This window comes from Hymenobacter cavernae, assembly GCF_014641455.1.
GTDB lineage: Bacteria > Bacteroidota > Bacteroidia > Cytophagales > Hymenobacteraceae > Hymenobacter > Hymenobacter cavernae.
In genome coordinates, this window is the sequence record NZ_BMHT01000003.1 from 587,954 (window position 1) to 613,312 (window position 25,359).

The 25,359-nt window shown below is 57.4% G+C and carries 23 protein-coding genes; 6 read left to right on the forward strand and 17 right to left on the reverse strand.

From position 1 onward, the window contains the following. Positions 1–6 precede the first annotated feature (6 nt). Positions 7–903, reverse strand: a complete 897-nt coding sequence (locus tag IEX74_RS10730) for a polysaccharide deacetylase family protein (protein ID WP_188813890.1) — start codon at positions 901–903, stop codon at positions 7–9. 135 nt (positions 904–1,038) lie between these two features. Here IEX74_RS10730 and dapA point away from each other — a divergent pair, with 135 nt between their 5' ends. After that, positions 1,039–1,908 carry a 4-hydroxy-tetrahydrodipicolinate synthase gene (dapA, locus tag IEX74_RS10735; protein WP_188813892.1) on the forward strand — a complete coding sequence of 290 codons (870 nt, stop codon included), beginning with the start codon at positions 1,039–1,041 and terminating at the stop codon, positions 1,906–1,908. Positions 1,909–2,204: 296 nt separating this feature from the next. Here dapA and IEX74_RS10740 read toward each other — a convergent pair whose 3' ends face one another. From IEX74_RS10740 to IEX74_RS10750, 3 genes are all read right to left on the reverse strand, one after another. Next, complete coding sequence (locus tag IEX74_RS10740) at positions 2,205–3,107, reverse strand: cupin-like domain-containing protein (protein WP_188813894.1); 903 nt, start codon at positions 3,105–3,107, stop codon at positions 2,205–2,207. A 132-nt stretch (positions 3,108–3,239) separates the two neighbouring features. Further along, entirely contained in the window at positions 3,240–3,971 is a 732-nt protein-coding gene (locus IEX74_RS10745; protein ID WP_188813896.1) for a (Fe-S)-binding protein, read from the reverse strand. A gap of 36 nt (positions 3,972–4,007) precedes the next feature. Further along, the gene (locus tag IEX74_RS10750) at positions 4,008–4,877 is read right to left on the reverse strand and encodes a hydroxymethylglutaryl-CoA lyase (protein ID WP_188813898.1); all 870 of its coding nucleotides are present in this window, start codon (positions 4,875–4,877) and stop codon (positions 4,008–4,010) included. Between the two features lie 237 nt (positions 4,878–5,114). Here IEX74_RS10750 and IEX74_RS10755 point away from each other — a divergent pair, with 237 nt between their 5' ends. Next, positions 5,115–6,461 (forward strand): M23 family metallopeptidase, encoded by a 1,347-nt coding sequence (locus tag IEX74_RS10755; protein ID WP_188813900.1) that lies wholly within the window; start codon positions 5,115–5,117, stop codon positions 6,459–6,461. Between the two features lie 386 nt (positions 6,462–6,847). Here the strand turns inward: IEX74_RS10755 and IEX74_RS10760 are convergent, their stop codons facing one another. From IEX74_RS10760 to IEX74_RS10770, 3 genes are all read right to left on the reverse strand, one after another. After that, positions 6,848–7,435 (reverse strand): hypothetical protein, encoded by a 588-nt coding sequence (locus tag IEX74_RS10760; protein ID WP_188813902.1) that lies wholly within the window; start codon positions 7,433–7,435, stop codon positions 6,848–6,850. Between the two features lie 161 nt (positions 7,436–7,596). Beyond that, positions 7,597–8,316: a hypothetical protein gene (locus tag IEX74_RS10765; RefSeq protein WP_188813904.1), complete on the reverse strand. Its 720-nt coding sequence runs from the start codon at positions 8,314–8,316 to the stop codon at positions 7,597–7,599. 2 nt (positions 8,317–8,318) lie between these two features. Further along, the gene (locus IEX74_RS10770) at positions 8,319–10,124 is read right to left on the reverse strand and encodes a S8 family serine peptidase (protein WP_188813906.1); all 1,806 of its coding nucleotides are present in this window, start codon (positions 10,122–10,124) and stop codon (positions 8,319–8,321) included. A 139-nt stretch (positions 10,125–10,263) separates the two neighbouring features. Here IEX74_RS10770 and IEX74_RS10775 point away from each other — a divergent pair, with 139 nt between their 5' ends. Further along, complete coding sequence (locus IEX74_RS10775) at positions 10,264–11,211, forward strand: OmpA family protein (protein ID WP_308421119.1); 948 nt, start codon at positions 10,264–10,266, stop codon at positions 11,209–11,211. Between the two features lie 200 nt (positions 11,212–11,411). Here the strand turns inward: IEX74_RS10775 and IEX74_RS10780 are convergent, their stop codons facing one another. From IEX74_RS10780 to IEX74_RS10805, 6 genes are all read right to left on the reverse strand, one after another. Next, positions 11,412–12,008, reverse strand: coding sequence for a short chain dehydrogenase (locus IEX74_RS10780; protein WP_188813908.1), 597 nt, complete (start codon positions 12,006–12,008; stop codon positions 11,412–11,414). A 30-nt stretch (positions 12,009–12,038) separates the two neighbouring features. Beyond that, positions 12,039–12,581 (reverse strand): 2'-5' RNA ligase family protein, encoded by a 543-nt coding sequence (locus IEX74_RS10785; protein WP_188813910.1) that lies wholly within the window; start codon positions 12,579–12,581, stop codon positions 12,039–12,041. Between the two features lie 277 nt (positions 12,582–12,858). After that, positions 12,859–14,250 (reverse strand): M20/M25/M40 family metallo-hydrolase, encoded by a 1,392-nt coding sequence (locus tag IEX74_RS10790; RefSeq protein ID WP_188814124.1) that lies wholly within the window; start codon positions 14,248–14,250, stop codon positions 12,859–12,861. Positions 14,251–14,358: 108 nt separating this feature from the next. Then, positions 14,359–15,657 carry a serine hydrolase domain-containing protein gene (locus tag IEX74_RS10795; RefSeq protein WP_188813912.1) on the reverse strand — a complete coding sequence of 433 codons (1,299 nt, stop codon included), beginning with the start codon at positions 15,655–15,657 and terminating at the stop codon, positions 14,359–14,361. Positions 15,658–15,913: 256 nt separating this feature from the next. Continuing rightward, positions 15,914–16,450 (reverse strand): histidine phosphatase family protein, encoded by a 537-nt coding sequence (locus IEX74_RS10800; protein ID WP_188813914.1) that lies wholly within the window; start codon positions 16,448–16,450, stop codon positions 15,914–15,916. 56 nt (positions 16,451–16,506) lie between these two features. Beyond that, positions 16,507–17,517, reverse strand: a complete 1,011-nt coding sequence (locus IEX74_RS10805; RefSeq protein ID WP_373285561.1) for a DUF1028 domain-containing protein — start codon at positions 17,515–17,517, stop codon at positions 16,507–16,509. 126 nt (positions 17,518–17,643) lie between these two features. Here IEX74_RS10805 and IEX74_RS10810 point away from each other — a divergent pair, with 126 nt between their 5' ends. Genes IEX74_RS10810 through IEX74_RS10820 form a run of 3 tightly spaced genes read left to right on the forward strand, consistent with a single transcriptional unit; the run spans position 17,644 to position 20,933 of the window. Continuing rightward, a complete protein-coding gene (locus IEX74_RS10810; RefSeq protein ID WP_188813916.1) occupies positions 17,644–18,699 on the forward strand; it encodes an ABC transporter ATP-binding protein in 1,056 nt (351 codons plus the stop codon). Continuing rightward, on the forward strand, positions 18,687–20,249 hold the full coding sequence (locus IEX74_RS10815; protein WP_188813918.1) for an ABC transporter permease/substrate-binding protein: 1,563 nt from the start codon (positions 18,687–18,689) through the stop codon (positions 20,247–20,249). Before IEX74_RS10810 ends, IEX74_RS10815 begins: the two co-directional genes overlap by 13 nt. Before the next feature lie 12 nt (positions 20,250–20,261). Next, a complete protein-coding gene (locus IEX74_RS10820) occupies positions 20,262–20,933 on the forward strand; it encodes a DUF3885 domain-containing protein (RefSeq protein ID WP_188813921.1) in 672 nt (223 codons plus the stop codon). On the opposite strand, the gene IEX74_RS10825 is transcribed toward IEX74_RS10820, so the two are convergent. The 4 genes from IEX74_RS10825 to ubiE all read right to left on the reverse strand — a co-directional run bounded on the left by IEX74_RS10825 (position 20,930) and on the right by ubiE (position 25,278). Further along, a complete protein-coding gene (locus IEX74_RS10825) occupies positions 20,930–22,855 on the reverse strand; it encodes an acyl-CoA synthetase (protein WP_188813923.1) in 1,926 nt (641 codons plus the stop codon). The two genes, IEX74_RS10820 and IEX74_RS10825, sit on opposite strands and share 4 nt — an antisense overlap. Positions 22,856–22,931: 76 nt before the next feature. Further along, positions 22,932–23,681 carry an SDR family NAD(P)-dependent oxidoreductase gene (locus IEX74_RS10830; protein ID WP_188813925.1) on the reverse strand — a complete coding sequence of 250 codons (750 nt, stop codon included), beginning with the start codon at positions 23,679–23,681 and terminating at the stop codon, positions 22,932–22,934. A gap of 116 nt (positions 23,682–23,797) precedes the next feature. Further along, positions 23,798–24,601 carry a type IX secretion/gliding motility protein PorT/SprT gene (gene porT, locus IEX74_RS10835; protein ID WP_188813928.1) on the reverse strand — a complete coding sequence of 268 codons (804 nt, stop codon included), beginning with the start codon at positions 24,599–24,601 and terminating at the stop codon, positions 23,798–23,800. Beyond that, the gene (ubiE, locus tag IEX74_RS10840; RefSeq protein ID WP_188813930.1) at positions 24,550–25,278 is read right to left on the reverse strand and encodes a bifunctional demethylmenaquinone methyltransferase/2-methoxy-6-polyprenyl-1,4-benzoquinol methylase UbiE; all 729 of its coding nucleotides are present in this window, start codon (positions 25,276–25,278) and stop codon (positions 24,550–24,552) included. Before ubiE ends, porT begins: the two co-directional genes overlap by 52 nt. Between the last annotated feature and the right edge of the window lie 81 nt (positions 25,279–25,359).

The window sequence follows — 25,359 nt, forward strand, 5'->3', positions numbered from 1 at the left end:
GGTTTGCTAAAAGCTGTTCACCATGCTGTTGTGCAGCGTTCTGGGCGACCAGTAACCGCTGGCAATGAGGCGGCGCACGGTATAAAGCGGTTCCTGCTGGTCGCGCTTTTCAGATAGCACGAAGGCTGATGCGAAGCCACGCTTCTTCAATTCGGGAATAGCTTCGGGATTCCACAGCCCAAAAGGGTACGCGAAGTACTTGATGGGCTTACCCGTAATTTCCTCCAGCTGCTTGGTGGGCTTGTCGATCTGGGTGGCCCAATCGTCGCCCTGATACTTCTTCACGTTGTGGTGGTCCCAGGTGTGGGAGCCGATAACGTTGCCCGCATCCGAAAGTTCTTTCACCTGCGCCTTACTCATGTAGTGCGGGCGGCCCAGCGAAACGGTCATCACGAAGTACACGGCCTTGAAGCCGTACTTGTCCAACTCAGGCTTCGCAACGGTGTACTGATCCAGGTCGGTGTCGTCGAAGGTGAGCATCACGGGCTTGCTTGGCAGCGGGGCGCCGGTGGTAAGATACGCGTAGAGCTGATCGGGCAGAATGCTGTGGTAGCCGCTGTCAGCCAGCATTTTAATTTGCTCGCGAAAGGTAGTAACCGGCACAATGTAGTCTTTCGCCGTGCGCGAATCGCGGGGGCGCCAATCGCGAATCTGGTGGTAGCACAGGATCGGCACCTGCTCGCGGCCGTAGATGGTAGCAGCCGGGGCAATCTTGCTGGCCGGAATACTGGTTGGATCGGGCGCAGCAGCGGGCGCGGCGGCGCTTTTGGCGGGAGCGCTGGCTAGCTTGGCTTTGTCGGCTACTTCGGTAGCACCGGCCGACTTGGTTTCGCAGGAAGAGAGCGTAAGCGCAGCCGCCAGGGCAGTGGCAGCTGTGAGGAGAGTAGTACGAAGCAAATGCATAGAATGAGAATGCCGGCCCAGGGAAGAAAAACCGGGTATTTTTAGGAAAGCAAAGCAGAGGCCAAGCCGTACTTCACGGGAGTTTGTACCTTCGCGTCCGCCTTTCCAGGCTCAAAGCAACAGCTTTTTCTTTACATGGACCAATTCCGAGGCACGGGCATTGCGCTCGTTACACCCTTTACGCCCACCCCCGACCACGCGGTAGACTACGTAGCCCTGCGTCGGCTGCTCGATTTCACCATTGAAGGCGGGGTTGAATATCTTGTCATCAACGGCACCACGGCTGAGTCGCCCACGCTGACTGCGGCGGAGAAAACCGAAATTCTGCGCGTGGCGAAAGAGCACGTAGCCGGCCGCGTGCCGCTCGTGTATGGCATCGGTGGCAACGACACGGCCGGCGTGGAAGCTCAGCTGCACACCACCGACCTGACGGGCATCGCCGCTATCCTCTCCGTCAGCCCGGCTTATAACAAACCGACGCAACAAGGTATCATTCAGCACTATCTGCGCATAGCCGATGCTTCGCCGGTGCCGGTTATTCTCTACAACGTGCCCGGCCGCACCAGCTCCAACATGACGGCTGAGACGACGCTGCGCCTGGCGCAGCATCATAACATTATTGGCATCAAGGAAGCAAGCGGCAACCTGGAACAGTGCATGGTTATTGCCGCGCGCAAGCCCGACGACTTTCTGCTTATCAGCGGCGACGACCTGCTCACCGTGCCCATGATTTCCTTTGGAGCCGTGGGCATTATCAGCGTGCTCGGCAATGCCTTCCCAGAGCGCATGAGTCAGATGACGCGCCACGCACTGGCCGGCAACTACACCGAAGCCAGCAAGCTTTTATACGAATTCCTGCCGCTCAACCCTTTGATGTACGAGGAAAGCAACCCCGTCGGCGTGAAGGCCGTGCTGGAGGCCCTGGGCTTGTGCTCGGCGGCGGCACGCTTGCCCCTGCTGGCGGCGTCCGGCGGCTTGCAGGAACGAATTCAGAAGCTGCTGTAAACCTAGGTTTGGCTGTGTCCTATTCTGGTTAGCAGTTGATATTGAGTATCTTATGGATTTAAAACGAGAAAAGCAGTGTGCAAAGTAGCACGCTGCTTTTCTCGTTGGCGGAGGCCGAAGCGCTGTAGGAACGCGCCACGGCGCGTTCGTCGTTGAACAGCCTGCGTTGAACAGTCTTTTACGCCAAGACAATCATTCAGCACGACGCACGCACGAGAACGCGCCGTGGCGCGTTCCTACAGCACTTCGGCCTCTGTCCTTTTCTCGTTTGTAGGCTAGGTTCAGCTCTCTGGCTATTACAGCGCTGGCGTGCTCAGCTTTTCCTGCACATCCATCAGACGGCCAAGCATTTTGCCGTAAGCTAGGGTTGCCAAGGCCACGGCCGGATGATTTTTCTTGCGTAGATCGTAGTTATCCTGGGTGAAATCGGCCCAGTTCCAATTATTTAAGTGAACCCGACCAACGGACACGCTCGGTTCGTGAATCTGGGTGGTGTGCCACCATTTGGTTGGAAACAGGATGGTTTCGCCTTCTTCCACCGTAACCCGGATCGGCTTGGCTTTTCTGAAAAGAGGAAATTTCTCGTAGTCGGGGTTCAAGATGTCGACCTGCGAGACCTTCCTGTTTTCCTGTTTCGGGTACATGTATGGGGTCTGATCCGGCGAATACAGGATAAAATCCTTGGCGCCATAGAGCTGCGTAATCTGGGTGTGCAGGAACAGCGCATCGACGTGCAGATACGGAAAGCTGGCCCCGTTGCCACCCAGGAAAAGCTCGTAAACCTCGGTGCCGCGCAGCATAAGTTTCGGCAGCAGCGGGTGCTTCACCCGATCCGACTTCCCGAACACGACTTCAGGCTTCAGTTCCTCCAGCAGTTCCGGGAAGTATTTCTCAATGTTGAGGTTACACGGATAAGGCGCCGGGTTTTCGGGCGAAGAAACCATGATCCGATCCAGGACTTCGGCCACCGTGTAGGTTTTTCCTTTAATCTCTTTGGTCAGATGCCCATACTTGCTCCGGAAAAACTCGGGGGTAAATTTTCCCATCGCGCCCCACTTTTGGGCCACGTCCGTCAGCACAACGGGGATGCCAGGCTCGATGTATTCGGCTATCAGCTCGCGCTGCGAAATATTGCTGCGCTTGTCGATAGAGGTCAGGTGGGCATAAGATGATACTTGCGGCGCTGCTACGGTAGCCATAATAGGGTGTTGATCAGAGATGAGGAGTAGAAGGAACAGTAGCAAGCCAAGCTTTACTACGTCATAAATATATAAATATTATTTTATATTTATGAATCCTTCTTTTTCTCGCTCCAATCAAAAGCCTAAAATCTACCAGCCGCTGGCCAGCACATCGGCCACGTGCAAGGTGCGGATGGGCTTATCGTGGCGGCGGATGTAGGCATCAAGGTGCATGAGGCAGCTGGTGTCGGTGCTCACGAGGTAATCGGCGCCGGTAGCCAGGGCGTGCTCTACTTTCTGCTCGGCCATGGCTACGGAAATGGCTTCAAACTTCACGGCGAAGGTGCCGCCGAAGCCGCAGCAGGTTTCGGTTTCGGCCATTTCGAGGCGTTCCAGACCTAGCACACTGTCGAGCAGCGTGCGGGGCGCCTCCCGGATGCCGCACTCCCGCAACGCGGCGCACGAATCGTGGTAGGTGTATTTGCCGGCGAGCTGCGCGCCTTCAATCTGGGTGATACCGAGCACATCGACCAGAAACTCCGTCATTTCGAAGATGCGCCGTTGCAGGCCCTGGTAGCGGCTCTGGTCTTTCGTGTCCTCAAACAGCTCGGCATACGTGCCGCGCACCATGCCCACGCACGAAGCCGATGGGCTCACAATGTAGCGCCCGGGCCCGTTCGGGAAGTCGTTGAGGAACTTGGTCGCTACCTGGCAGCTTTCGGCCTTATAGCCCGCATTATAGGCCGGCTGCCCGCAGCAGGTCTGGTTGCCGTTGTAATGCACTTCGCAGCCCACCGCTTCCAGCACCTTCACCATGTTCATGGCCGTTTGGGGGAAGAGTTGATCGACGAAGCAGGGAATGAATAAATCGACGGCAGGCATTTTTTCAATTAACAGTTAACATTTAACAATGAGCACCTAGGTTTGAAAAGGCGTTTGGGGCAGATGAAACACTTTACCGGCCACCTGAAGCGCCTCAGCGAAAGCCGGCTTATCGAGCGCCAAAGCTACGCCCTGCTCCTCGAAATAAGCTATCAGATTCTCGGTGGGCATGTTGCCGGTGAGCGTGTCGGTAGCCATCGGGCAGCCGCCGATGCCACCGATAGCGCCATCGAAGCGGCGGCAGCCAGCGGCGTAGGCAGCTTCTATCTTCTCGCGCCAGGTATCGGGCGTGGTGTGCAAATGGGCGCCGAACTCAATCTGGGGAAACGCCGGAATGAGCTGGCAGAACAAGGGCGTAATCAGCGCGGGCGACGAAACGCCAACCGTATCCGACAAGGCCACGATGCGCACACCTAGGTCGGAAAGCGCGCGGGTGAACTCCGCCACTACCTCCGGGCTCCACGGATCGCCGTAGGGGTTGCCGAAACCCATCGACAGGTAAGTAACCAGCGTTTTGCCGCGCTGCTCGCACACGTTTTGTATCTCGCCCAGTTCGGCCAGAGCCGCCGCCATCGTTTTGTTGGTGTTGCGCAGCTGGAAGGTTTCGGACACCGACAGCGGGAAACCTAGGTACTTGATTTCGGGGTGCTCGGCGGCCGCCTCGGCGCCGCGCAGGTTGGCCACAATGGCGAGCAGCTGGGTGCCGGTGGCGCTCAGATCGAGGCCAGCCAGCACCTCGGCCGTGTCGCGCAGCTGCGGAATGGCCTTGGGCGAGACGAAGCTGCCAAAATCCAACGTATCGAAACCAACTTGCAGCAAATTATTGAGATACGCTATTTTCCGGGCAGTTGGGATAAACTCCGACAGGCCTTGCATGGCATCGCGGGGGCATTCGACAAGTTTCATGGGTTGGGCGGGGTTAGGGCAGTAAACAAAAGTAGCTTGAATTCAACTTACGCCATTGTTCCTGGCGGGGCTGCCGGGGCTTGCATTTTCGCTCACCCCTACCCGCATCGTACAGCGGCAAACCAGCTACGGCGGATCAATGGGCCGATGCAGCGTACAAAACCTAGGTTGCTGCCTAGAACGAACTAGTAGCGGCTGGGCAGGGTTTAGAAAGTATAGTTTTACCGCTAAATTTCTATGCTACGTAAGCCGCTTCGCGCTTTTCTTTCTTACACTTTCCTGCTTCTCCTGCTCACCGCCTGCGGCAAACAACAAACGCTGCAAGCTATTTTTCAGAAGACTACGCCGCACGATACGTACGCCCGGCGCCTGCGCCAGGCGGGCCTTGACCAGACCGCCCTAGGTCGGGACTGGCTGGCGGCCGCCGACCGCGCTCTGCACGACTCGCTGGTGGTGACGCTGCCGTTCCAGGAAACCGGCCTTTTCCGCGCCGACAAGGCAACGTCGGCTTCGTATCGCTATAGCGTGCGCACGGGCGAAACCGTGCGTATCGACCTCACCCTCAGCGCCGGCACCGATGCGCACGTCTTCCTCGATGCCTTTGAACTGAACCCCGACAACCGTACGCCGCGCCTGCTGGCCTCCGCCGATACAGCCGATTTATCTTTCAGCTACGTGGCCGAAGACGACCACCAGCACCTGCTGCGGGTGCAGCCGGAGCTGCTGCGCAATGGGCGCTACACGCTGAGTATCCGGCGGGCGCCTTCGCTGGGCTTTCCGGTGCGCGGCAAAACCGACGCGGCCGTGGGCAGCTTCTGGGGTATGGCGCGCGACGGCGGCGCACGGCGCCACGAAGGCATTGATATTTTTGCTAAGCGCGGTACGCCCGCCATTGCCGCCGCGCCAGGCCTGATTACCCGCACCGGCGTCACGAAGCTAGGCGGCAACGTGGTATGGCTGGCCGATGCCGAGCACGGACAGCACCTCTACTACGCCCACCTCGACAAGCAGCTGGTGCAGCCCGGCCAGACGGTGCGCGTGGGTGATACCCTAGGTTTGGTGGGCAACACCGGCAACGCCCGCACCACCTCGCCCCACCTGCACTTCGGCATCTACCGCGCCGGGCAGGGTGCCGTCGACCCGCTGCCGTTTGTGCGCCACGCCGATGCGGTGCCCGCAGCCCCGCGCACTGCGCCCGAGCAGCTAGGTCAGTGGGTGCGCGTGCGGGAAAAGCGCACCGATTTGCGCCGCAGTCCGGCAGCGAACGGCGGCCAGTTGGCGGGTCTGGCCCACGACACGCCGCTGTTGATAATTGGCTTGCAATCTGATTGGTACCGCGTAGAACGGCCGGATGGCCGCGTTGGCTACGTGGCCGCGAAGGCGGTGGTGCCCGCTAGCACCACGCCCTTGCGGCGCGAGGCGCTGGCGGCTGCTATGGATCTGTACGCGCAGCCTACTACCAAGGCCGTGACACTCGATACCTTACCCGCCCGCACGAGCGTGGCGGTGCTAGGCGAGTTTGCCGGCTTTCGGCTGGTGCGTAGCGCTAAAGGAACGGTGGGCTGGCTTACCCCAACTACTTAAATCCTGACCTGCTACTTCACGCGATATTCATGCGCGGGGAAGTACCTTTTCAGCGGTGATTGGATTAGTAAACGCGGCGTAGCACTTGTACTGAGTGCTGCGCTGCGTTTTTGTTTTACACCCGTACTACCCAGGTAGAATTTCGGCGGCGGTCGAAGCGCCGTAGGAACGCGCCACGGCGCGTTCCTCGTCCGGGCCGCTTGCTGAATGATTGTCTTTCCGTAAAAGACTGTTCAACTCAAGCCGTTCAACGACGAACGCGCCGTGGCGCGTTCCTACTGCACCTGTCAGCCGCGTTTAAAATTAAACGGGCCACTAAACGCCCAACAAAAAAGCCCGCTACATGCGGGCTTTTTACATATCCTTCTGAAAGTTAGACAACCAACCTAGTTTGCAATAATCACTGCTTTCCGCAGGGTTTTGGCGTAAGCAATGCGGCGTTCTTTTCCGCCGGCGGCTATGTAGTCGAAGCCGATGGCTTTAGTATCGGCGCGCACGGCAGACCAAGCTTGGGCGTCAACGTTGGCGGGCTGCACGGCCGCGCGCGGAATAGCTGGCTGCGTGAAGTGGTCTTCGCGGAAGAAGGTGTTCATCGTCTTCAGAATGGCAATTTCTTTGTCGCGGACGGTGGCGGCCTGCGGGTCGTCTAGGTCGCTGGCTTTGAGCAGGGCGGCAGCCGGAATCGTCTCCTTGCGGATCGTGTCGCCGGTGCTGGTCAGGATGATAAAGCGCGCCTGCGCGTTCACGATCTTGCTTCCCTGCAACAGCAGCACAAACTGATCTTTAGCTTTGATGCTCGTAAAATAATGCTGGGCATTTACCTTATTCAGCACGCTGCGCTCCGTGATGCGGTTGCCGGGCGTAGGGGTATATTTCTGCTGGTTTTTAGCAGATCCTACTTCCCGTTCAGTCGTGATGCAGGAGGTCATTTGCAACAAAGCGACGAAGGCAACAGGGAGAAAAAGTTTTTTCATAATTGAGTGGTCCACATTCATCAATATCAGTCCGGCAAGTACGGCATCTCTCAGCTGCCTGGTCAGGATACCCTAGCTTTGCAGCCAATTCTATACCAGAATGCGCAACAGGCGCTTGTTTTATGTAAAAAGTAAGACATAATTGGGCTTTTACTATATACCTAAAACCAGCCCAGCTCCAGTCCAACCGTCCAGCGCGGTAGTTCCGGGTAGCGGTTTTTCGCTTCTCCCACAAAGGTATTAGACAGCCGATAGCGCCCCACCACGGCCAGGCGCCCCGACCCCAGGCGCGCCCCGACGCCGTAGGGCCAGCGAGACATATACCCAAGGCCGCGCTCCGTTACCTTCCGCTTTTTAGCCCCGGCCGACGCTGGCTCCTGGTAATAATGCGCCGAGCCCAACACCCAGCCGCCCCACCCGAGCAGATCGAGGTAGCGCCCAACAGCGTTGCCGCGACGGCCAGCATTGAGGCGCACAAAGGCTTCGCCCTGCAACTGCGACAAGGTGAGGCGTTCCCGCTCGTAACGCGTGGTAGTCGGTACGATTTTCTGGTCATTTTGCTCCAAATGATACACCAGACGAGCATAGCGCAGATCGGCGCCCAGGGCCAAAGTTTGCGTCAGCCGGAACTTGTTCCGTACGCCCACCTGCAATTCTCCGGAACGCCCAAACCGCAGTTCCGCCCCCGGCCCGGATGCCCGGCCCACAACGGGTGCGTAACCTAGGTATAGGTGCCCAAAATACGCGCGATTGGGTCCGGATCTGGTGCGCGTGGTATCCTCCGCCACATCGGCGCGCAGCAGCACGCGCTGGGCCTGCGCCGGGCGCACACCTAGCCCTAGCCACAAACCTAGGCCGCCCATCAGCAGCAACGACTTCATTCTCATGGGAGCGAGTAGCTTTGGGTGTAGCCCCGGTAATGTACCCGCACCACATCGCCGGGCTGAAGACGCCGCAACGCGATGCGCAGCACAGCCCGCTGCGTCACGTCGCGCACTTCGTAGCTGCGCAACATGCCTTTCGCATTGGCCAGGTGCCAGTACAGGTAGTCGGGGTGAGTGGGCGGCAGCGGGGCCGGATCGGCCAGCGTCTCGGTAGGCGGCGCATCTCCGGCGGAGGTTCGCACCGGCTCTTCGCGCCCGACGGCCGGCACGTTGCCAGCCGAAGTGGCCGGCGTGACGGCCACCACGGAGTCGGCGTAGAGCGGCAGCGTGCGCACCGGCTCGGTGGCCGCTTCAGGCCGGATAACGACAGCCAGCAGACTATCCTGGCGTACAAAATCGAAGGAAGGTGTGCTTGTTTCAGGCCCTGATTTCCCCGCGTTGTTCACGAAAAACCTAGCCTGTGGTGCGCCGTAGCCATGCGCGTAGTCGTAGTATGGGTACAGGTTAGCCGATTCCTGAATCTTGGCGAACAGCTCCATCACCGAGAGTTTCCGATTCTGCTGCCAGGCGCAGGCCGCGAAGCCCGCCACCAACGGACTAGAAAATGAAGTGCCCTGCGTGCGCACGTAGCCGCCGCCCGGCGCGGCGGCCAGCACCGTGCCGAAGGCCGCCACGTTGGGCTTGAGTCGTCCGGCGGCCGGGCCATAGCTGCTGAAGTCGATGTGCAGATACGTGTCGGGGTCGAGGCCACCGACGGCCAGCACAGAGTCGCCGTCGGCGGGCGTGCCGACGGTGTGCCACTCTTCATCGTCGCCGTCGTTGCCGGCCGCGTTTACGACCAGTATTCCTTTGCGGGCGGCCAGCTCGGCGGCGCGGGCTACCAGGCTGGTGCGGCCATTCATCTGCTCGGGGAAGTAGCGCCGGTTGGTATAGCCCAGCGAGGAGTTGATGATATCGGCGCCGTTGCGGTCGGCCCACTCCACGGCGGCCAGCCACGCTTCTTCCTCCACGTACAGCTCCCGGTAGAGCCGTTCGGTGCGGGCCAGCAGAAACTCCGCTTGCGGGGCCAGACCTAGGTTCGTACCATCGGGCAACACGCCGGCAATGCAGGAAAGCACTTCGGTGCCGTGCCGGCCGCTGGCAAACACCGACGTATGCTCCCGCACGAAGTTGTGCGTGGCTACAATCTGCTTATTCTGAATGATATGCTGAAAAGCCGGATGCCGGTCGACGCCCAGAAAGCCGACGTCGAAGATGGCGATGCGCAGACCGCGGCCAGTCAGCCCCGCACTCTTGAAAGCGGCAGCACCTAGGCTAGCCGTTTGCCGCCGGGCCAGTTGACGGTCGGCAGCAGTGAGGTCTTGTTCGCCCGGCTTCCCTGGCTCGGCGCGGCTCGCGGGAGCTAGGTCTATTGCCTCCCGAATTGCTACTGCTCGTACTCCAGGCAGCTGCCGCAGTGCCGCTACCTGCGCGGGTGTTGCCTGGCAAGCAATGGCATTGAACCACCGACTGACAAACGTAACAGTATCAGTGAGGGCTTGCACCTGGCGCACGTAGTCGGGCCGTACAGGGAAATCGGAGCTATCGGCGGCGGGTAAGTGCTGGCGCTGCCGCCGCGCTTGGGCCTGCGGTGAGAAGTACTTGGCTGCATTCAGGCGCATACCGGCCTTATTCCGCAGAAAAACCCAATAGTGCGCAGTGGGCGGCGCGCCCAGGCTTACCGCTGGCCACCCCAGGCAACCTAGGCCTACGCAGACCAAGAAGCACCGCCAAAAACGACCAGAGAAAGGAGACAGAATACGCAAATGAACAACAACTAGAATGAGCAGCTACAACAGATACGCGGGCCCGACCGATCTGGCTGCTTCGCCAGGCAGACTTTCAGTAGCCGTCCGGGCCGTTACGCTTCCTTCCCCGAATGGTTGCCAATAGCTGAGCTCAAAGATGGATATCCTATTTTACTTTCACGTTACTTCGCGCCTCGTGCTGGTTGGCGGCGCGGGCTTAACCAGTCCGCAACTCAGCCGTAAGCGCTACCGTTTCACCCTTCATCAGCTGTTCTCACTTACACACTCTTTCGCTATGCATCCTTCCTTCTCCCGTACTGCACTGACTGCTCTCCTCGGCGTAGGGCTGCTCACGGCCGGTACTTCCTGCGTTTCCTCCAAGAAGTACAAAGCCCTGCAAGCTCAGAATGCTGAGCTCACCAGCGCCCGCGACCAGCTGCAAACCCAAAAAACTGCCCTGGAGCAGCAAAGTGCGCAGAATGAAGAAGCCTTGAAAGCTAGCTTGCTCAGCAAAAATCAGCAGGTTAGTCAGTTGAACTCCAGCCTAGGTGCCACGCAGGAAGACCTGAAAGCCAAGGAAGCCCGCATTGCCGAAATGCAGCGCATCCTCGATCAGAAAGATGCCGCCGTGCGAGCGTTGCGCCAGAAAGTTGGTGATGCGCTCCTAGGCTTCAACGCTAACGACCTGACAGTGAACGTGAAGAACGGCAAAGTGTACGTATCGCTTTCCGAGCAGCTGCTGTTTAAGTCCGGCTCGACGAAAGTAGACCCGAAAGGCGTCGATGCGCTGAAAAAGCTATCTGAAGCGCTGAAAGGCAACCAGGACGTGAACGTGCTGGTGGAAGGCCACACCGATAACGTGCCGATTGCCCGCATTGCGGGCATGAAGGACAACTGGGACTTGAGCGTGCTGCGCGCTACCGAAATTACGCGCATTCTGACCCAAGCGGGCCTACCGTCGGCGCAGGTGACGCCTTCGGGCCGCTCTCAGTTTTCGCCGGTAGCCGTCAACGACACCCCCACCAACAAAGCCCTGAACCGCCGCACCGAAATCATCCTGACGCCAAAGCTCGACGAGCTTTTCCAGATTTTGGAAGCAAACTAACTGCGCTTGTCATTCCGAGCAGGGCGAGGAATCTGGGGTAGATACCTAGGTCTGTAAACCCGGACTCCTCAACCTGCTCGGAATAATTAAGCGTACCGTAGTTGCTTTTGCAGCTACGTGGCCGGAACTGCAAAGCCCAACGACCTAGGTCGTTGGGCTTTTTTTGTTTGCTTGAATGCAGGTGAAAACGGTAGCCTTTGTTAAACAGCCGGATACACCTGCCCAGTTTGAGCGCCGAGTACGCTCTTCAGGTAAGCCCGCACTACTACGTCCATTTTGGCGAGTGCATGGCCGGGAAAAGCGGGCAGCATGGCCGCCGAATCTTCGACCAGACCGGGACTGACGGCGTTGATGCGCACGCCATTTTCCAGTTCAATGGCAGCAGCCAACACAAAGGCATTCACGGCGGCATTTACTGTCGTGATGTTGGCGCCGTTGCGAATTGGATCATCCGACAAGATGCCGGAGGAAAGCGTGAACGATCCTTTTGGGTTGATGTAGTGCTGGCCGATGAGCACCAGGTTTACCTGACCTAGCAGCTTGTTATTCAGACCCTTCTGAAAATCGGTGGCCGTCATGCCCGTGAGAGGACCGAAGTGCGCACCGCCGGCAGTGCTGATCAGCGCATCAAACGCGCCGACTTGCTTGTACATGGCTTCAATGGATTCCGACGAGGTAATATCGGCCTGAATGTCGCCGCTCTTCGAGCCCACTTTTACAAGCTCGTGGTCGTTTTCCAGCGCGGCGGTTACTTTTTTGCCAATGGTGCCCGTAGCACCGACGATGATGATTTTCATATCACCAAAACAAGAACTAAAGCGAATGTTCTAAGACCGACCTAGATCGAACGTCCCGCGCGGCTGCCACTGCTGCCCGTTGTGCCGAAACAACGTAAAGTTCTGTACAGCAAATGATGCTGCATACGAACGAGCCGCAAAAAGCTGCTTCAATTCCGGCACTTGTGCGACGGGCAGGTCGCGGGTGGCTAGGGTCAGGTGCGGCGTGAAAGCGCGGTTCTCACGGGGCACCTCCGGCAAGTGCGTGGCACACCAATCGGTAAGAGCCGCGTGAAAGGTTTTTAGCGCCGTGGCTTCGCTCACATGCACAAACAACGTCCGGTTGCCAAACCAAGCGAAGTTGTGCAAGCCAACTGTAAGCGGCGCCTGCGTGGCCGCAAAATCTGCCAGCGTGGCGGTGCACCTAGCTTCAAATTCATCTGGCTGCCGCGTGGGCGGAATGAGCGTGATGTGCGGCGGCAGACGCACAGCGTTACGGCTGCCCGTGAGCCGATTTACTTCTTGCTTCATGGCCCACGTTTCGGAAAACACGGGTTCGGGCGGTAGCAAGGCAACTAAGTAGAGCGTATTCACTGGCTTCGTTTTTTACGTCTTACGCTCTTACGTAAAAAAACCACGTCTGTCATCCTGAGCGCCACGAAGTGAAGCGAAGGACCTCCCTCCGATGAGCGAAAAGCTCTCTTCTTAACCAAAAAGCCCTTGATCAACCTAAGTGGTTAATCAAGGGCTTTTCGCTTTTTAGAAAGTTAGTTGCTTATGAGAGGGAGGTCCTTCATTCCGTCGCCGCTTGCTGCGCGGAATGCTGCATTCAGGATGAAAGACGGTTGCGTTTTTCCACTAAAACAGACGATTACAAACCGTACTTACTCATCAAATACACCAACGCCGCCATGCTGGCGCCACCTAGCTCTAACTCGCGGCGGTTTACCTTGTCGAAGGTGTCGGCGGCGGTGTGGTGGATGTCGAAGTAGCGCTGGTCGTCGCACTCGTAGCCGATGAGGGCTTTCACCTGGTCTTTCAAAGGGCCGATGTCGGTGCCGCCGTGGCCGGGACCGATTTCCTCACTCTTGTAGGGCGCAAACAGTGGGCGCCACTGCTGCACTTTCGCCACCACAGCAGGCGAGCCTTCGATGCCGAAGCCACGCGGCGTAAAGCCGCCACCATCTGATTCCATGGCGGCTAAGTGCTTCTCGTTGGCGGCTTTGGCTAGCTCAGCGTACTTGTTGCCGCCGCGGGTGCCGTTCTCCTCGTTCATAAAGAGCACAGCGCGCACCGTGCGCTCGGGGCGCAGACCGGTGGCTTTCAGCAGGCGCAGCACCTCCATGCTTTGCACGCAGCCGGTGCCATCGTCGTGGGCGCCTTGGGCTAGGTCCCAGGAGTCGAGGTGGCCGCCGACGCTGATGATTTCGTCAGGGTACTTCGAGCCTTTGATTTCGCCGACTACGTTGTAGGATTTCACTTCGGGCAGCTGCTGGCAACCCATTTCCAGCTCTACTGTCAGGCCAGGATCGACTTTGAGGAGTTGGCTGAGCTTATCGGCATCGTTGGTGCTGAGCGCGGCGGCGGGCACTTTCGTTACGCTTTCATCGTAGCTCATGGTGCCAGTGTGCGGGAAATCGTCGTGGGCTAGGGACAAGGAGCGAACCAACGCCCCTATCGCGCCACGCTTGGCAGCCTCAATGGCGCCGCGCCGCCGCTGGTCGCCGGCGTCGCCGTAGGCTTTCCCCGTCTCGATGAAGGTCGGGTTCATCGGGCGGTTGTAGAACACGAATTTGCCTTTGACTTTCTCAGCTGGTAAGGCCGCCAGCTCCTGCCAGCTATCGACTTCCACCACGCCCGCTTGCATTTTACCGTTGGTTCCAACGGAGCCACCTAAAGCACAAATATTCAGATCAATACCTTTCCCTTTTGCGGGCTTGATCTGCGCCTTTTCCTTAGGGCCACGTACCCAGTGCGGCACCATCACTTCCTGCAAATACACCCGGTCGAGACCTAGCTTTTCCATGGTCACCTTGCCCCAATCGACGGCTTGCTGCGCCTGCGGCGAACCGCTCAGGCGCCCACCAATTTTGCCGGTGAGCTGGCGCAGGTTCTCGTAGCTCTGCCCGCGCAGCAGCGCTTCGTCGTAGATCTTGCGGATGTTAGTCGAGTCGATTTTCGTACCCGATTGGGCCGATACGGAAGTGGCGGTCGTGACGAAGGCTAGCCCAGCCAAAGCCAGCCAGCGCGGAGCGAAGTGCATCATTAAGTGTAAGGTTGAGAACAGGAACGAGCCACGCAATAGCTCGCGTGGAATGGCTAAGGTACAAGGAAACCTAGCTTGGGTTGCACGACCTAGGTCACGAACCAGCTAGTGCGCCACTCGCGACGAGGTTAAAGCCTGGTAGATCAGCACGCGGAATTTATCCTGTAGGTCACCGTAGCTGTTCGGGTATTTTTGGGTATACAGCAGGGCCACAATGCCTTCTTTCGGGTCGACCCAGTACGTGGTACCGAAGATGCCGCCCCACCCAAACGTACCTTCCGACTCGCCTAGCTTGCCGGTAGTTTTGGCGGTGGTCAGGCTGAAGCCCAGGCCGAACTTGTTGCCCGCACCCTGGTCTACGTCGCCAATCTGGTTGATGGTCATCAGGCGCACGGTGGTGGGGCTGAGCACCCGCCGGCCGTTGTATTCGCCCCCGTTGAGCATCATCTGCAGAAAGATGGCGTAGTCCTGAATAGTGGACGACAGGCCCGCGCCGCCCGAAAAGTACGTGCCCTGCGTTTTGGGATAGTCGGGCGACATGCCGTCGCGCATTCCCATCTTAATCGTGTGGCGGGTAGCATCTTCCGTGTAGAGCGTGGCCAGGCGCGCCTGCTTGGCGGCGGGCAGGTAGAAGTAGGTATCCTTCATCCCGAGCGGCTCAAAGAGGCGCTGCCGCAGAAACACATCGAGTGACTGCCCCGACAGCACTTCGATCAGGTAACCTAGCACATCCACGTTCAGGCCGTAGGTAAATCGCTCGCCGGGCTGGTGCTCCAGCGGCAACGTACCTAGGGTATTCATGGCCGTAGCCAGCGAGCCGCCGGGCGTACCAATCCCGCTGGGTACGTGCGCTTTGGCGTAAATGGCTTTCATTTGCTTGCTCCCGATAACCGCGTACCCAATGCCCGACGTGTGCGTGAGCAGCTGGCGAATCGTCACCTGTCGCTTGGCCGGTACGGTGGTGTAGCTGGAGTCCTTTTCATTGAAGGAAGCTAGCACCTTCTGGTTGGCGAAGGCGGGAATGTACTTTGAAATTGGGTCGTCGAGCAGGAAGCGGCCTTCTTCGTAGAGCATCATCACGCCCACGCTCGTTATGGCTTTGGTCTGGGAGGCAATGCGCACAATAGCGTCGCGCTGCAAGGACGTTTTAGCTGCTGCATCATCTACCCCGAACGCCTTGTTGTACACCACTTTTCCGTCGCGCACCACGTAGGCAATAGCGCCCGGCACCAGGTTTTTCGAAGTGTATTCCTGCAACACCCGGTCGATGCGCTGGAGACGGTCGGCGCTCATCCCAACAGTTTCAGGTTTGGCTTCTTGCAGCACAGGCACCTTGCCTTGTTGAGCAAACGTGAGCTGGTAGTAGCTAAGCGCTAAAAGCAGAACGGTAACTGGTTTCTTCATGCGGGTGGAGGAATTGAAAAAGAGAGTTAAAAGCTAGGTTAACTGCTTGGCCGGATTTGCAATCCGGTCGTCGGGAGCTATCTGCTCGGCCGGATTTGTAATCCGGCTGTGAGGAGCTGCGGATTTGCAATCCGCCGACACCGCGCCGTCCGCTTCGCATGAGGCACGACACCTAGGTGCCCGCGTTGCGGGCGGGGATTATAAATCCCCCACTCCCGACAGCCGGATTACAAATCCGGCCGAGCGGTAAGCTAGGTTACCGCCGAGCTCCGTAGCGCGTCACGCCAATCGTGCCGATGCCTTCAGCCGGCAAGCGCACCTCGAATAGATAATCATAGCGCTCGTCGGCAATTTCGCGCATGGGGCGCGTCACGCCAAGCGCTTCAATAAGGGGCAGCAGCGTATTCGAATGACCCACCACAACTACCTTTTTACCAGTGTATTCGCGCTTAATAAGAGCCCCCAGCCCGGCCGGATCTTTGGCATCGTAGCTCATGGGCGTGAGCTGAAGCGCTGCTTCGAGCGGCACGAGCGTATCGCGGGTGCGGCGGGTGTCGGTGGTGAAAAGGGCTACTGGGTTGCGCGGCGCCAGGGAATCGCGCAGGGCTATAGCCCGCTGCCGACCCGCGGGCGTCAGGGGCGGATCGGTGAGGCCAGGCGTGAGGTCTTTCTCGGCGTGGCGCACTAGGTACACGGTCGTGACTGATTCGGAAGCCTTTTCTGATTGGTGACCTAGGTTGCAGCCAAGCAGCACCCAGAGGATGAGCAAAGCAAAAAATATAGAAAAACGCATGGCAAATGGAGTGGGATTGGTTTAGCGCAATAGTAAAACGGGTTCTATCTGCCTGGCTACTTCACGCTTAGAATCTGCTTTAGCTCGGCGTCACTCACTGTAAGCAGTCCGACTTTGGGCAGGCGCTCGGTGAGGGTGCGCCAGTTGGGCTCCTGTTTGAAGATAGGGCGCAACAAGGCCATAGCAGCGGGCACTTGCTGCTTATTAGCCAGCGAAATGGCATGCCAGTACTTCATTTCCAGGTTATTAGGAAACATCTTCTCGGCGGCCTGATACTCGCGAATAGCACCGGGCACGTCGTTCTTCTCCACGGCTAGGTCGCCGGCGTTCATGTGCTCGTAGGCCCGGTGCAAGCTGAGCAAGCGACGCAGTTCCTTCAGCGGCACGTCATTATCATCCACGCGCAAATCGATGAGGCGGTCGGCCCAAGCGCCTTCCGTCGCTTTGCCGCGCACCACCAGCAGCGCCGCCGACTGGCGTCCGCGAATGTCGCCGCCTGCGGCCTGCGCCGCGTCGAGCGCCGCCAGCACCCGCTCCGCCAAGGGCAGGCCAGCGTTCTGCTCGTAGGCTTTGGCCATCGCCGCAGGCACCGTGTTGTTCAACATCATGTTGGCCTGCACCGAAAACTGCTTGCCTTTTACGTGGCCGGCTTCGTCGACGCACTTTTTGCCGGTGTGCGTGGCCACGTTGCCTTGCGCATCGAGGATGGCGACCTGGCGCACGTCGCGGCCTTCGTCGTTGGCCAGCAGCTCATCAAGCGCTTGCTGGGCCGTTTTGCCGCTCTTCAGCAAGGCTAGCCCTCTCAGTCCGAATGATTTGTTGGTAAAGGACTGGGTAGCGACGACACCCACACCGGCTTCACCCCAACTCACCGAAGTTCCCACTGAAAACCAGTGACTTTGCACGGCCACGGCCATGTCGCCAGTGGCAGGGTCGCGGGCTACGATGGAGAAGGTATGTGCGAGCGGATTGGTAGCAGAGTAGACCATCGGGGCTTGCGCATGAGCCATTTGCGGGAAACTCAGGAGCAAGCTAGCCAGGAAAAAGTATAAGCGTTTTAGCAACATAAAGAGAAGAACTTGGAGTGAATCGGGCCCTCAAGATAAAGCCAAACCACCATCTGCCGTGCTTTGGCTCGTTGTTTCGCCGTATCCGTCCTAACTTACCAGCTCTACCGTCCGGCTTTTCTATTCGTGTCTTCTCCTTCTTCCACTGCTCCCGCCATTCGCGTGCAGAACCTCAGTAAGCACTACGGCGACCTGGCTGTGGTGCAGGATGTTAGCTTCGAGCTAGCCGCGGGCGAAACGCTGGTGCTGCTCGGCCCAAGTGGCTGCGGCAAAACCACCTTGCTCAAGATGCTGAATCGGCTCATCGAGCCCTCGGCTGGCACTGTGGAAGTCAACGGCCAGGATGTGCGCGCCCAGCAACCCGAACAGCTTCGGCGCGGCATAGGCTATGTTATTCAACAAGTTGGACTGCTGCCGCACTATACCGTGGCCGAGAATGTGGGCATCGTGCCGCGCCTGCTTGGGCACACGCCGTCTGACATTGCGCAGCGCACAGAAGCCCTGCTCACGCGCTTGCACCTGCCGCCCGAACGGTTTGCCAACCAATACCCGCAGCAGCTTTCGGGCGGGCAGCAGCAGCGCGTGGGGCTAGCCCGCGCCCTGACCGCCGATCCGCCCATCATTCTCCTGGATGAACCCTTCGGCGCCCTCGACCCGATTACCAGAGCCAGCATCCGCCACGAGTTTCAGGAGTTGGAGGAATTGCGCCGCAAAACCGTCGTGCTCGTCACCCACGATGTGGTCGAAGCCTTCGAGCTAGCCGACCGCATCGCCCTGCTCGACAGCGGCCGCGTGCAGCAACTCGGTACGCCTCGTGAGCTACTTTTTCAGCCTGCTAACGACTTCGTGCGCCGCTTTTTCGCGGCCGAAAGGCTAGGTCTGCAACTGCGCACGCTACGGCTGGCGGATTTGCTGCCGTTTTTATCCGTCGGTCCAGTTGCGCCTGCTGACGCACCCAGCCTGCCGCTTTCTGCTACAGTTCAGGAAGCATTGGAATACCTGACAAACGGCGATACTGCTCACTCAGCGGCTATAGACCTAGCTACTCATAATATTAAACATCAGCGAATTACAATCAACAGCAACGATTTAGGAGCAGGCAAGTATCACATTGATTTACCGCAACTTATGGCTGCTTTTGGCGAAGCTTTACAACGAGAGGAGGCTGCTTGCAAACTCTAACCGAACTACTCACCTTCTGGCAAGCGCAAGCCGGTAAGCTAGGTCAGCAAACGCTCGAACACATCGGCCTGACGGCGGCTTCGCTCCTGCTGGCGGTGCTGGTGGGCGTGCCTGTCGGTTTGCTGCTTACCCGTCGTCCGCGCCTGGCCCCGGCGGTGCTCGGCTTCACGGGCATACTCCAAACCATCCCGAGCATTGCCTTGCTCGGCTTCCTGATTCCGGCCCTAGGTATTGGCCCTAAGCCGGCCATCTTCGCGCTGTTCCTCTACTCGTTATTACCCATTATTCGCAACACGCTGGCCGGCGTGCAGGGCGTGAGTCCGGCGGTGGTGGAAGCTGCAAAGGGCCTAGGTCTTACAGATTGGCAGATTCTGCGCCGCGTGGAGTTGCCGCTGGCATTACCGGTCCTGTTCGCGGGTGTTCGCACGGCTACGGTCATCAACGTGGGCGTGGCGACGCTAGCGGCTTACATTGCGGCGGGTGGCCTAGGTGAGTTCATTTTCGGCGGCATTGCCCTGAATAATCCGGCCATGATTCTGGCGGGCGCTATTCCGGCGGCGGCGTTGGCCTTAGCTTTTGATGCCGCCTTGGCCGGTTTGCAACGGCTGAGCGTGCGCCGGCTAGTGCGCGTTGGCGGGGCATTGTTGGTGGCATTGCCGTTGCTCAGTGGCTTGTATTTGCTGCCTCGCACCAAAGGCAAGCTGCTGGCTGGGTTCAGCCCCGAGTTCGTCGGGCGGGCCGATGGCTTGCCGGGTGTGCGCAACACCTATCATCTGGAGGTTCCTAATGTCGTTATTGCACCCGCGCTGGTCTATGAAGCTGCTCATAACCATGACGTTGACGTAATTGACGGCTACTCCACCGACGGCCGTATCAAAGCCTACCACCTGCGCGTGCTTCGCGACGACCGCCGCGCCTTCCCTCCCTACTTTGCCGCGCCCGTCGTCCGCCAGCGTGTGCTAGCCGAACACCCCGAGTTACAGCCCGTGCTGGAAAAGCTGGCTGGCCAGATCAACGACTCCGTGATGACGGAGCTAAACTATCGTGTCGATTACCAACACGAGGAGCCCCGCGCTGTGGCCCTGGAGTTCCTGCGCAAACGAGGCTTGTGGCGCGCTCCGCAGCCAGTCCGCGGCGCTACGATTGTGCTAGGCTCCAAGATTTTTTCCGAGCAATATATCCTCGCCGAAATGTATGCGGCACTCATTCGCGGCTATACGAACCTGGATGTTGCTACCAAAACCGGCCTGGGCGGTACCAGCATCTGCTTCGAAGCGCTCCGCAACGGCGCCATCGACCTGTATCCGGAGTACACCGGCACCGGCCTGCTGGTGTTGCTCCAGCCCTCGCCCGCGACCGTCGACTCGCTGCAAGGCGACCCGAAAGCGGTGTACCACTATGTGCAGCAAGGATTTCGGCGCCGCTACGGGCTGGAGTGGCTGACGCCTATTGGCTTCAATAATACCTATGCCTTGCTCATGCGACAGCAACAAGCTGCGCAACTAGGTATTGCGTCGGTATCAGATTTGAGTAGGTATTTGCGGAAGTAGAAAACAGAAGTTATGGGTGATTTAAAGCAAACAATAAAACAAGAATACAGAAGTTTCTTAGATACTACCTTCAAGGGCCTTGAAATAAGAACGCCATTATTTTATAACTGGCCTTTCAGCTTACGCTTCGACCTGCAAACTGGTAAGACAGATACAGATGAGTATTTTATCGAAGTTGTAAGACGCGCAACAGCTCTATTTAAAGCTGCTTTCTCTAATGATGAAGCCTTATTTCTCGTACTTACTGACTACAAATACAAAAGAAGAAAAATAAGATTCTCAAATTATATTTTTAAGCAAATACAAAACTTAATAAAAGAAGAAGTTACCTATATAAGACCTGCATTCCTTTACAAAACCGATGAACAAAATGGCAAAAAAATTATTGCAATAGTCAAAATAGAAGCAGAACGCCTGAATTATCAAAATGTATTATCAGCTATTGCTAATACAGATTTCCCGCCAAGGCAACCACGACTTGATGGAAAGAGTATACTCAGTGTCAAAGAAATACATCTAATAAATACAACCCGAAGATTAGTCTTTCACATGTATGACGATAGAGGCCTTGATATTGTCGCTCCTGATCTTGAGACTTTAAAGCCTTTTTACATTAAGTATAATGACTGGATCCTTGATTATGATCGAAAGGAAATTGATAAGCAGTTTGATAAAACAATCTAGTACACCTCACAAGGCACCGCGTAGCCGCTCAAGGCTTGCTTAATCGAGCTAGCTGCATCAACGCCACCAGTAGCTCTCACCTCGGCCACCAAGCCTTGCTTTTTATCCTCTCGCACGGAAATACCGCTGACACTCAGGTCAGAAAGCTTAGCGAGCTCTTGCCCGTACACCCGGCAGATTTCCTGCTTTACCAGCACCGGCTTCAGAATCTTACCAATGGCCGTGAGCGGAAACTCAGCGGCGATAAAGATGTGCTTGGGCACGGCCGCCCTTTCGGGGATATTGGCTTCAGCAAAAGCTAGCAATTCAACCTCCGACGCCTGCTGGCCGGTTTTCAGCATCACATAAGCAACTGGCAACTCACCGGCATCCTTATCGGGGCTGCCGATGGCGGCGGCTAAGGCCACGGCGGGGTGCTGGGCCAACGCTTCCTCAATAATTTTGGGGTCGATATTGTGCCCGCCCCGGATGATGAGTTCCTTCTTCCGACCGGTGATGAAGAAATAGCCCCGCTCGTCTTGCCGACCTAGGTCGCCGGTGTTGTAGAAGTCGCCGTGACCATCACCGGTGTCGACCCAAATGCCTTTGTTGTGCTCGGGTTGCAGGTAGCCTCGGAAGATGTTCGCGCCCCGCACCACGATAACGCCGCTTTCGTTCACGGCTGCGTCGCGCTGGTAATCACCTGTTTGCTCATCCAACACCACCACTTTCACCTCTTGGTACGGCACGCGCAACCCAATAGAACCCGGCACCGGCTCCCCGCCCAGCGGCGTGACGCTGCTAATACAAGAGCCTTCCGTAAAGCCATAGCCTTCCGACACGCGCAGCCCCGTGCGGCGCTCAAACTCCCGAATTACCTCGACCGGCATCGGCGCAGCCCCGCAAATAGCGTAACGCAATGAGCTTACGTCGCGGCTGCCAATCGGCAACTCCAGCAGTCGGGTGAAGATGGTCGGCACCCCGCTAAACAAGGAGAGCCGATAATGCTCCACGAGTTGCCAGAAGTTGGTCAGAATGCCCGGCCCACGGTAGCCCGCCGGACTACCTAGCACTAGCGTATGCCCCAACGACCACGGAATGCTACCCGTCACCACCACGCCATTCACGTGAAACAGCGGCAACCCGCAGAAGAACACCAGCTTATCCGTGCTGTCGCCTAGCAGTTGCGAGGCGCTGTAGGTAATGGTCGTGAGGTTATAATGCGTCAGCGGAGCTAGCTTTGGGGTGCCGGTGGTGCCGCCCGTGTGGAAATAACAAGCGGTATCAGTCGGCGCAATCTGCCGCCCCGATACGAGCCGGTCGTCGGGCTGCTGCTTCAGTAGTTGATTGAAGTCTACTACGCGCTTGCCTGGCAGTGAAGGGCGCCCTTTGCCCAGGCGCATGGCACCAATTGCAAGCCTTTGAAGCGGTGGAAGATACGACAGCAAATCAACGGCAACTACCGTCTCCAGGCTAGGCACCGACGCGGCTATGGCCTCTACTTTTTGCCAGATATCCGTTTTAGGGAACGCCCGTAGGGTGACCAACACCTTCGTACCCGCTGCATTCAAAATCTCCGCAATCTGGCTAGGTTCCAGCAACGGATTGATCGGGTTCACAATGCCTGCTGCCTGACCGCCCCAAAGCGTAAAAGCCGTTTCGGGTAAGTTGGGCAGCACGTAGGATATTACGTCCGTTGTTCCAATACCTAGGTTATGAAACAGGTTAGCCGCCTGGTAGAAGCGCTTCAGCAGCTCTACGTAGCGAAAATCGACCGAGTTCGTCGGCTTTTCGCCACTGAAAACGAAGCGTAGCGCTACAGCCTGGGGGTTGATGGTTGCGCCACGCCGCAGCATTTCAAAGGTGTTCGGAGCTATAGGACGGGCGCTGAGCGGGGTTTGCTCAATAGCAGCAATATCGGCTAGGGATTGATAACCAGACATAGGGAATAAAAAAGAGCAGAACGAAGTAAATCATTCTGCTCCAGATTCTTGTCTAAAGGTAGAAAAGCTAGGTGCTTTATTCTTTGTTGATCAACGTAGCGGCTCCTTGGGCGGCTGGCAGCAGCAGCACTTCCGCTACATTCACGTGGGGCGGCCGCGTTACCATAAAATGAATAACATCGGCCACGTCTTCGGCGCGTAATGGCTCGTAGCCTTGGTACACTTTCGCGGCCCGCTCAGAGTCGCCTTTGAAGCGCACCTCCGAAAACTCCGTTTCCACCGCGCCCGGATTTACTTCGGCCACTTTAATGTGTTGCGGCAGCAAATCAATCCGCATGCCTTTAGTGAGAGCATGAACTGCCGCTTTTGAAGCGCAGTAAACGTTGCCGTTGGCGTAGGCTTCCAGGCCCGCAATAGAGCCAATATTGATGATGTGGCCTTGCTTGCGTTGCGTCATGCCCGGCAATAAGGCTCGACTGACGTATAGCAAACCCTTCACGTTGCCATCCAGCATCAGGTCCCAGTCGTTCGGCTCACCGTCCTGAATGGGCGCTAGCCCGTGCGCATTCCCCGCGTTATTAACGAGTACATCAACAGCCTGAAAATCAGTGGGCAGGCTAGCTACGGCGGCTTCTACCGCAGCTCGGTCGCGTACATCGAAGGTGAGAATATGCACAGGCGTAGGAGCTAGCTCCTGGGCTAGCTCTTGCAGCCGCTCAGCGCGCCGACCTGTTATAACCAACTGGAAACCAGATTTGGCTAACGCAACAGCCGTAGCGCGGCCAATTCCGGACGAAGCGCCCGTTATGAAAGCAGTCTTTTTCATTTAGCAATTACCATTTATCATTTATCAGATATTCTAACAACCCATTGACTATCAAGCCACTGTTAACAACAGAAAAAGAACTGGTCAATGGTAAATGTTAGATGATAAATGATCATCTATTCGAATGTCAGGTACAGCGTTACGGTGTTGCTGGTCAGGCGTTGCAGGCTTCGGCTGTAGATGTCGTTGCTGGGTATCAGCAGGTTCCGCAGTCCATTGGAAAAGCGCAGCTCTGGCGCAAACTTGAACAAGGGATAGAACAGGTCCAGCCCTACGCCGTATTCAATAGCTAGGTCTGAGTCGGCGGCACGCAGCTTGAAAAGCTCCGGGTCCTTGCGACGGTTGCCTACGTTGAAGCTAGGTTTGATGCCCCCTACCACGTACACCCGCGTATTGCGGCGCCGCTGCGATTTGAACTTAAACAGCAGAGGCAAGTCAATCTGGGTGGATCCAACTTCCTGATTCACAATTGTATCTTGCCCCGAGTAGCCCTGAGGCTTGAACTCGATACGGCGCGACAAGAAGCTGACACCCGGCGTAAAGCGCAGGCTCAGGAAATCAGCGATTCGCACATCACCGACAAAGCCGACCGAGAAGCCAGGGCTGCTCAGCGCGTTAGCCGATATGCCCTGTCCGCTGTTGATGGCCTGTATGTAGCTAGGTGACTGCTCAATGCGGTAGCGCGAGAAGTTCGGCGCTATGTAAAAACCGGGGTGAAACCACTTGTCGTCGTAGCCCGGCAGGTTGTCGGTGGTAATAGACTTCACATGCCCACTTTTACTGCGGCTGGACTTTGTGCGGCTTTTTTCCTGCGCGTGCCCGGAAGATGCCAGGCCCACTACCGCCAGCGCAACCAGCGCCAGACGCGTTATTTTTGAGCCGTGTAAATAGAGCTGATGCCGAAGGTAAGAGGTTGCCATGAGGGGTTTTTGAAGCCGACCTGCGCCAGAATAGAGAGAAAAGCCGGCCCATCCGGAAACGCCTGCACCGATTCGGGCAGGTAGGTGTAGGCGGCGCGGTCTTTAGAAATCAGTTTGCCAAACACCGGCAGAATATGCCGGAAATAGAAGTTATAGGCCTGCTTCATCGGGAAAGCCGTGGGCTTGGAAAACTCCAGAATCACCACTTTACCGCCGGGCCGTAGTACCCGCTGCATCTCAGCGAGGCCTTTTTTCAGGTTCTCAAAGTTACGGACGCCAAACGAAGCCGTCACTGCATCGAAGTGATTATCCGGGAAAGGTAGGTTCTCAGAATCACCTAGCTCCAGCTGAATCCGGTGCGTGAGCCCCTTTTCTGCCAGCTTGCGCCGACCAACGTCCAGCATTCCTTCCGAGATATCAACGCCGGTTATCTGCGCTTCAGGTGAGGCGGCACGCAGCGTCTCAATCGCGAAATCGGCCGTGCCCGTCGCAATGTCCAGAATGCGCGCTGGCCGGAGTTCTTTCAACTCCCCCACCGCCTTGCGCCGCCAGTAAATGTCGGTGCCTGCGCTCAGAAAATGGTTCAGGAAGTCATACTTGCCAGCTATGCTGTTGAACATCTGGGCTACCTGCGACTTTTTGCTGGCAGCGTCATCTTTGTAGGGTACAACGGTCATACGTCTGAGGCCAAGAACGAAGAAAGAAAGGACGAATTGTCCAAACATAACGCCTCGCCCTCGATTATGTTGAAAAAAAAC

Excerpts from the sequence above, each read along its gene's own strand:
- IEX74_RS10745 (WP_188813896.1), bottom strand. The coding sequence starts at position 3,971 with ATGCCTGCCGTCGATTTATTCATTCCCTGCTTCGTCGATCAACTCTTC.
- IEX74_RS10825 (WP_188813923.1), bottom strand. The coding sequence starts at position 22,855 with ATGTCTGGTTATCAATCCCTAGCCGATATTGCTGCTATTGAGCAAACC.
- IEX74_RS10820 (WP_188813921.1), top strand. The coding sequence starts at position 20,262 with ATGGGTGATTTAAAGCAAACAATAAAACAAGAATACAGAAGTTTCTTA.
- IEX74_RS10800 (WP_188813914.1), bottom strand. The coding sequence starts at position 16,450 with ATGCGTTTTTCTATATTTTTTGCTTTGCTCATCCTCTGGGTGCTGCTT.
- IEX74_RS10760 (WP_188813902.1), bottom strand. The coding sequence starts at position 7,435 with ATGAAAAAACTTTTTCTCCCTGTTGCCTTCGTCGCTTTGTTGCAAATG.
- IEX74_RS10795 (WP_188813912.1), bottom strand. The coding sequence starts at position 15,657 with ATGAAGAAACCAGTTACCGTTCTGCTTTTAGCGCTTAGCTACTACCAG.
- IEX74_RS10775 (WP_308421119.1), top strand. The coding sequence starts at position 10,264 with ATGGATATCCTATTTTACTTTCACGTTACTTCGCGCCTCGTGCTGGTT.
- IEX74_RS10805 (WP_373285561.1), bottom strand. The coding sequence starts at position 17,517 with ATGTTGCTAAAACGCTTATACTTTTTCCTGGCTAGCTTGCTCCTGAGT.
- IEX74_RS10830 (WP_188813925.1), bottom strand. The coding sequence starts at position 23,681 with ATGAAAAAGACTGCTTTCATAACGGGCGCTTCGTCCGGAATTGGCCGC.
- IEX74_RS10780 (WP_188813908.1), bottom strand. The coding sequence starts at position 12,008 with ATGAAAATCATCATCGTCGGTGCTACGGGCACCATTGGCAAAAAAGTA.
- porT (WP_188813928.1), bottom strand. The coding sequence starts at position 24,601 with ATGGCAACCTCTTACCTTCGGCATCAGCTCTATTTACACGGCTCAAAA.
- IEX74_RS10730 (WP_188813890.1), bottom strand. The coding sequence starts at position 903 with ATGCATTTGCTTCGTACTACTCTCCTCACAGCTGCCACTGCCCTGGCG.
- IEX74_RS10790 (WP_188814124.1), bottom strand. The coding sequence starts at position 14,250 with ATGCACTTCGCTCCGCGCTGGCTGGCTTTGGCTGGGCTAGCCTTCGTC.
- IEX74_RS10750 (WP_188813898.1), bottom strand. The coding sequence starts at position 4,877 with ATGAAACTTGTCGAATGCCCCCGCGATGCCATGCAAGGCCTGTCGGAG.
- IEX74_RS10755 (WP_188813900.1), top strand. The coding sequence starts at position 5,115 with ATGCTACGTAAGCCGCTTCGCGCTTTTCTTTCTTACACTTTCCTGCTT.
- ubiE (WP_188813930.1), bottom strand. The coding sequence starts at position 25,278 with ATGACCGTTGTACCCTACAAAGATGACGCTGCCAGCAAAAAGTCGCAG.
- IEX74_RS10740 (WP_188813894.1), bottom strand. The coding sequence starts at position 3,107 with ATGGCTACCGTAGCAGCGCCGCAAGTATCATCTTATGCCCACCTGACC.
- dapA (WP_188813892.1), top strand. The coding sequence starts at position 1,039 with ATGGACCAATTCCGAGGCACGGGCATTGCGCTCGTTACACCCTTTACG.
- IEX74_RS10765 (WP_188813904.1), bottom strand. The coding sequence starts at position 8,316 with ATGAAGTCGTTGCTGCTGATGGGCGGCCTAGGTTTGTGGCTAGGGCTA.